The 4,304-nt window shown below is 71.3% G+C and carries 6 protein-coding genes; 3 read left to right on the forward strand and 3 right to left on the reverse strand.

Annotated features, from left to right (window positions below):
- From A5695_RS07320 to A5695_RS07330, 3 genes are all read right to left on the reverse strand, one after another.
- The coding region (locus tag A5695_RS07320; protein ID WP_369830165.1) for an alpha-(1->3)-arabinofuranosyltransferase family protein at window positions 1–1,258 on the reverse strand (1,258 nt) is incomplete at its 3' end.
- 28 nt (window positions 1,259–1,286) lie between these two features.
- Window positions 1,287–1,460 carry a DUF2613 domain-containing protein gene (locus A5695_RS07325; RefSeq protein ID WP_065443914.1) on the reverse strand — a complete coding sequence of 58 codons (174 nt, stop codon included), beginning with the start codon at window positions 1,458–1,460 and terminating at the stop codon, window positions 1,287–1,289.
- 85 nt (window positions 1,461–1,545) lie between these two features.
- Complete coding sequence (locus A5695_RS07330; RefSeq protein ID WP_068079527.1) at window positions 1,546–1,746, reverse strand: hypothetical protein; 201 nt, start codon at window positions 1,744–1,746, stop codon at window positions 1,546–1,548.
- Window positions 1,747–1,877: 131 nt separating this feature from the next.
- On the opposite strand from A5695_RS07330, the gene A5695_RS07335 reads away from it, so the two are divergent.
- The 3 genes from A5695_RS07335 to A5695_RS07345 all read left to right on the forward strand — a co-directional run.
- Window positions 1,878–3,029, forward strand: coding sequence for a glycoside hydrolase family 3 N-terminal domain-containing protein (locus A5695_RS07335; RefSeq protein ID WP_068079528.1), 1,152 nt, complete (start codon window positions 1,878–1,880; stop codon window positions 3,027–3,029).
- A 121-nt stretch (window positions 3,030–3,150) separates the two neighbouring features.
- On the forward strand, window positions 3,151–3,804 hold the full coding sequence (locus A5695_RS07340) for a TetR/AcrR family transcriptional regulator (protein WP_068079530.1): 654 nt from the start codon (window positions 3,151–3,153) through the stop codon (window positions 3,802–3,804).
- 16 nt (window positions 3,805–3,820) lie between these two features.
- A partial coding sequence (locus tag A5695_RS07345) for a chloride channel protein (RefSeq protein WP_197515384.1) occupies window positions 3,821–4,304 on the forward strand: 484 nt, incomplete at its 3' end.

Consider the following 4,304-nt stretch of genomic DNA (forward strand, 5'->3'; position numbering starts at 1 on the left):
AGGTGCTCACCAGCAGCGCCGTCAGCACGACGATCGCGACGGCCACCCGCCTGTCGCGCTCGGGGTGGGCGAACGCGCGCAGCCACCCGGGGGCCGGCCCCCAACCGGGGAGCGGTATGCGGCCCAACACCTGCGCGATGCCCAGCACGATCGGGATGCGGACCACCGACCCCAGCTTGTGCACGTTGCGCAGCGGCGCTCCGCCGGCGTCCAGGAACGCCTGCACCGTGTGCGCCACCGGCGAGCCGAGCCCCCCGCTGTAGCCGGCGGCCATCAGCACCACCCCGGTCAACAGCATCGTCACCAACCGTCCGCGGGCCGGCATGGCCGGATTCGCCAGCCCCGCCAGCCCGGCCGCCGCGACCAGACAGGTAGCCAGGACGGCCGCCGACCCGGTCACCAACGGCGCGCCCGCTGTCGCGGTCGGCGCTACGTACGGCGTCCAGCTGTCGGTGCCGCGCAGGATCTCAGTCAGCGACGACCATTGCGTTGTCACACCGGAGGATTCGATGAAGTCCAGGAAGGGCGGGCTGATGGCCCGCAGCATCACCAGCGCGACCACCCACCACAGCATCGCCAGGAAGAGCGCCAGCAACCACCACCCGGTGTAGCGCCACCACAACCGGTTGGGGCGGTGGCAGGCCCACCAGATCACCGCGGGCAGGCAGCCGGCCAGCGTGGCGATCGCGTTGACCGCGCCCATCAACGCGACGGCCAGGCCGGCCTGCGCGGCGAGGGCCCGGACCGACCGGTTGCCCGACGCGCGCAGCGCCAGGATCGTCGGCAGCAGCACCCACGGCGCCAGCATCATCGGCAAGGTCTCCGACGAGATGGACCCCAGGGTGGTCAGCACCCGCGGCGACAGGGCGAACGCGGCGGCGCCGATCACCCGGGACGCCGGGCTGCCGATGCCCAGCGCTTCGGCCACCCGCAACAGCCCCCAAAAGCCGACGGTGAGCAGCAGCGCCCACCACAGCCGCTGGGTGACCCACCCGGGCACCGAAAACAGGTGACCCATCGCGAAGAAGGTGCCGTGCGGGAACAGGTACCCGTAGGCCTGGTTCTGCGCCTGCCCGAACGGCAGCTCGCTGTTCCACAGGTTGGTGGCCCGGGCCAGGAAGCGCAGCGGGTTGGCGGTGAGGTCGAGCTTGGTATCGGGGGAGACCCGGCCCGGGGATTGGGCGAAGGTCAGGAGCAGGGCGATCGCCCCGACCAACCACAGCCACCGGCGCGACACGCGCGCGGCCTGCGAATCCACGGCCGGCGCGCCGGCCCGAGTGACCGGGCTAGCTACGGTTGCCGTACTCGACCCGGTTGAGCACTGACGACTGCGGATCGCCCCCGGGGAGTGGCGGTTTCGTGTCCTGCTGCACCATCAACGTGATGCCGAAGATCGCTGCCGCGCCGAGCAACAGACCCACCACCACGCTCGCGGCGGCGGGCGCAATGATCCGGTTCATCGACGGCTCCTTACAGGATCTTCGAAACGTAGCGGCGGCCTAGCGCCAACCTAGCAGAAGCGTGGCCGGCGCCCCTGAGCGCTCGTCAGGGCAGACAGTGCCCGTGAAAGCACCGGTCGCCGTATTGCACCAGGTGGGGTTCCAGCGGAATCAGCGCGGCGGGGCGGACCCGCACCCCGGTCACGCCGTGGTCGGCGACGGCCGGCGTGACGCCGAGGGTGGTCGTGACCCCGATCGTCAGACCCACCGCGATGCTGGCGGCGGCCGCCAGGGTGAAACCGGTCATCGCTGGCTCCTTGATCTCGCCCCCCGCTAGCCCAGCTAGCACCTGCCCAGGAATGCCCGCGTGGCCGAACGGGAAAACCTCGCCGCTCCCCAGACCCGGGGGCCGGGACCCCGCCGTGCAAACATGGCCCGATGTCATTCTCGCGCACCATGACCGTCGCGGGGGCCGTGCTCGCCTCCGTGTCGGCTTTGGTGGCGGGCTGCGCCCACCACGCCGCCCGGCCGCCCGGCCCGTCGACCTCGGTCAGCAAGCCCGCGGCCGCGCCCGCACCGCCGGCCTGCGGTGACGTCACCACGCTGCCGGTCCGCGACAAGCTGGCGCAGCTGCTGATGGTGGGCGTGAAGAACGCCGACGACGCCCGCTCGGTGGTCAACGGTTACCACGTCGGCGGCATCTTCATCGGGAGCTGGACGGATCTGTCGATCTTCAAGGGCCCGCTCGCCGACATCGCGGCGAAGGCCGGGCCGCTGCCGTTGGCAGTGAGCGTCGACGAGGAGGGTGGCCGAGTCTCGCGGTTGCGATCGCTGATCGGCTCGGCGCCGTCGCCCCGGCAACTGGCCCAGACCCAGACCCCCGCTCAGGTCCACGACATGGCGGCCGATCGCGGCAAGAAGATGCGCGACCTGGGCATCACCATCGACTTCGCCCCCGTCGTCGACGTCACCGACGTCACCGAGGGCGTCATCGGGGACCGCTCGTTCGGCGGCGATCCCAGCACGGTCACCGCCTACGCCGGGGCGTACGCGCAAGGCCTGCGCGACGCGGGCCTACTGCCGGTGCTCAAGCACTTTCCCGGGCATGGGCACGGCTCCGGGGACTCGCACACCGGCGGCGTGGTGACGCCCCCCCTGAGCGAACTGCAGGGCGTCGACCTGGTGCCCTACCGGACGCTGGTGACCGCCGCCCCGGTCGCGGTGATGCTGGGCCACCTGCAGGTGCCCGGGCTCACCGGTGACGACCCGGCGAGCCTGAGCCCGGCGGCGGTGCGGCTGCTGCGCGACGGCGTCGGCTACGGTGCCCCGCCGTTCAACGGCCCGGTGTTCACCGACGACCTGTCCAGCATGGGCGCCATCTCCGACCGGTACGGCGTCGCCGAGGCGGTGCTGCGCACCCTGCAGGCCGGCACCGACGTCGCGCTCTGGGTCACCACCGACGAGGTGCCCGCGGTCCTGGACCGGCTGGAGAAGGCGGTGGCCGCCGGCGAACTGCCCGGGCAGCGGGTCGACGACGCGCTAGGGCGGGTGGCGACGATGAAGGGCCGTAGCCCAGCCTGCGGCCACTAGCGGTGATCGCAAGCACCGTCCAAGCCGCGCGAAGCGGGTCGCCGTCATGGCCACTACCGTGTGTGCGGCCGCCTCGCGTTGCTTAACCTGGAGTCGGATAGACGGGCTAGAGAGGTAAGCAATGGCGGGTGGCACCAAGCGGTTACCGCGCGCTGTCCGCGAGCAGCAGATGCTCGACGCCGCCGTCCAGATGTTTTCGGTCAACGGCTACCACGAGACCTCGATGGATGCGATCGCCGCCGCGGCGCAGATCTCCAAGCCGATGCTGTACCTGTACTACGGCTCCAAGGAGGACCTGTTCGGTGCCTGCCTGAACCGGGAGATGGGCCGGTTCATCGACGCGGTGCGCGCCGACATCGACTTCACCCAAAGCCCAAAAGACTTGCTGCGCAACACGATCGTGGCGTTCATGCGCTACATCGACGCCAACCGGGCGTCGTGGATCGTGATGTACACCCAGGCCACCAGCTCCCAGGCGTTCGCGCACATGGTGCGCGAGGGGCGAGAACAAATCATCGAGCTGGTCGCCGGGCTGGTGCGGGCCGGTAGCCGCACCACCCGGACTGATCGCGAACACGAGATGATGGCCGTGGCGCTGGTGGGGGCGGGCGAGGCGATGGCCAACCAGCTCAGCACCGGCGACATCGACGCCGACGAGGCGGCCGAACTGATGATCAATCTGTTCTGGCACGGCCTGCGGGGCGCACCGGAGGAACGCGAGGCCGCCGCCGCGGCGCTGCCCCAGAAGGGCGGAACCGGCGCCGCCAAGCGCTAACCCCTACATTCGTGATGTGGCTCGACCGCCCGCCCGCCGCAACGTCGACTTCTTCTGTGCCGTGGTCATCGTCGGGCTGCTGGCCGGGGTGGCCGGATTGGCGACGACAGTGGTGCTGCGCTTCGTCCAGCACGTCACGTACAACTACTCCTTCGGCGCGCTGCTGGCCGGGGTCGCTGCCAGCAGCCCGGTGCGCCGCGCGGTGGGGCCGATGGTCGGCGGCGCGCTCGCGGCGATCGGGTGGTGGCTCTTGCGGAGGCGGACGGATGTGCCGTCCCTGGCCGAAACCATCTTTAGCCGCAAACGGGTACCGCGGCTGGCCTGGAGCCTGGACGCCGCGCTGCAGGTGCTGCTCGTGGGGTCCGGGGCGTCGCTGGGCCGGGAAGGGGCCCCGCGCCAATTCGCGGCCGCCCTCGCTGATGTCGGGACCGGCTGGCTCCGACGGCTGTCTCCGCGCGACCGCGAGGTGTTGTTGGCCTGCGCGGCCGGCGCCGGGCTGG

Origin of the sequence: Mycobacterium sp. E1747 (assembly GCF_001667775.1) — a bacterium.
Taxonomy (GTDB): Bacteria; Actinomycetota; Actinomycetes; order Mycobacteriales; family Mycobacteriaceae; genus Mycobacterium.